Below are 1,772 nucleotides of genomic sequence, written 5' to 3'. Positions count from 1 at the left end.
CGATAAGTCTGACCAATTTTTACTTTGGTAAAATAATTGGTTGATTCCTGGGTATGCATTGGGATCTCAAAGATTTAGTGTGCGCTTGTATTTAAATAAATACTGAGAAACTTATCTCTGTAAACAAACAGAAATGTTTTTCATAACTATCACGGAACATCGCCTGCAAATAGCTTTCATGAGCTTGTGAAAAAAAAGACCCAGGTAGATAAAATATCTATCTAAGGATAGTGTTATTGAATAAATCTTCTAATGTAACTATCTTTAGATACTTGAAAATAACTAAGTTATTACTTGTACTTTGGCAATTTAGTTAATACGTCATCGGCTGGCATTGAGGGCAGTGTTGATCGATTTACTTTCGGTAGTAGAAGTTACTGGAGCGCTTACGCAGCAAGCAGTATCTTGGTAAGTGCGATCACGCTTACAGTCCTATAACAACAAAGTGATAAAAGAGTTTTTTGAAATATGATTTTCAGACGACGCATGGCGGCAAAATACGCCTTGACTACTTTTAACCTTAACTGAGCTTTAATGTTTGGATAACACTTGTATAAGCTTGGTCTAATATCTTAAGAAAGGTTTTGAGTTTATGCCTTATGGTAGATGACATGATGTTAAGCTGATATAAAGCAGCTACATTGTGAGCAAGCTTCATAGCCAAAAAGTTTACTAATTAATGATGAATTATCTACAAACCTTGAAAGGATTGCGGGTGTTAGTAGTAGATGACAATCTGGATCACCTGGAATTAATTCAGTTTATCCTTGAACAGTATAATGTACAAGTAACGGCTGTAACTTCAGCCTATGAAGCTTTCAATGTAATCAAGCTATTGCAAGCAAACATTCTTATCTGCGATATCCAGATGCCAGTTGAGGATGGTTATTCGCTAATTCGCCAAATTAGAAATCTCACTCAAAAAATCAAGGGAATTCCCGCCATAGCTTTGACAACGTGTACGTCAGATGAAACGCGTCATCTGGTTCTAAATGCAGGTTTTTCTACATACCTGACAAAACCATTTGATCCAGATGAGTTAATAGCAGTTTTATCAAACCTCGTTACTGAACATATTGCATCATGCGCTTAAAATATTTGAGGCGGCGATATATAACTCAAATCTATTTTTTATTAAACAATTTCGCTTTTTGCTTGTGAATAAGCTTTGCTGAATGAGAAACTAAGATATCTTTTCTTTTATGGAAACTGGTATTATCGAGAATAATCACTAGAGCATGGAATATAGTATTTTTTATCTATGCCCTAACCTGTATGAAGGATAGTTTTTTTGTTGCCTTTTAGATTTTGCACCACTGAAAGAATACTTTGACGAAAATCAATCCAATACCATATATTAGCTATTCCAGAAATGTAGTACTTTGCCATAAATTTTAAGGGGAGCAATAAATCTAAATTACTCTCTAATCAATAATTCCTAATGTTGTTCCTCCGATAATTGCAGGGCTTAAGGCTTGCAAATCAAAGTTACCGCTTGCTGGGTTAACAAATAAAGGGTCTTGCCCAATGATGTTACCGCTTCCGCTTCCTGTATTTTTGAAACTGCCATTGTAAACAAGGTTATCTTCAAAAGAGAAACCTGTAGAATTGGAGATCGGGTTAATGGGTTGTCCACCTTTGCCGAAAAAGATACTGTTCTCTACATCTACGTCATTAGCTTTGTTAATGAATATTTCACCTGTTGTCAAAACTTGAGAGTTTTTGTAGGTCGTGTTGTGCAAGACATCTATGGGATTATCCGCTCTGAAAAG

The 1,772-nt window shown here is 35.4% G+C and carries 1 protein-coding gene and 1 pseudogene; one reads left to right on the top strand and one right to left on the bottom strand.

Annotation, left to right across the window (positions count from 1 at the left end; genetic code table 11):
- Positions 1-679: 679 nt before the first annotated feature.
- Positions 680-1,093 carry a response regulator gene (locus H6G26_RS41550; protein WP_242054417.1) on the top strand — a complete coding sequence of 138 codons (414 nt, stop codon included), beginning with the start codon at positions 680-682 and terminating at the stop codon, positions 1,091-1,093.
- Positions 1,094-1,424: 331 nt separating this feature from the next.
- Here H6G26_RS41550 and H6G26_RS41545 read toward each other — a convergent pair.
- Positions 1,425-1,772: pseudogene (locus H6G26_RS41545) on the bottom strand (hypothetical protein); the annotation flags it as partial.

The organism is Nostoc sp. FACHB-888, assembly GCF_014696655.1.
Classification (GTDB): domain Bacteria; phylum Cyanobacteriota; class Cyanobacteriia; order Cyanobacteriales; family Nostocaceae; genus Nostoc.
This window is presented reverse-complemented; position numbering and strand designations above follow the sequence as displayed.

Bases quoted from the DNA above. Each gene is read 5' to 3' on its own strand.
- H6G26_RS41550 (WP_242054417.1), top strand. From the start codon at position 680: ATGATGAATTATCTACAAACCTTGAAAGGATTGCGGGTGTTAGTAGTA.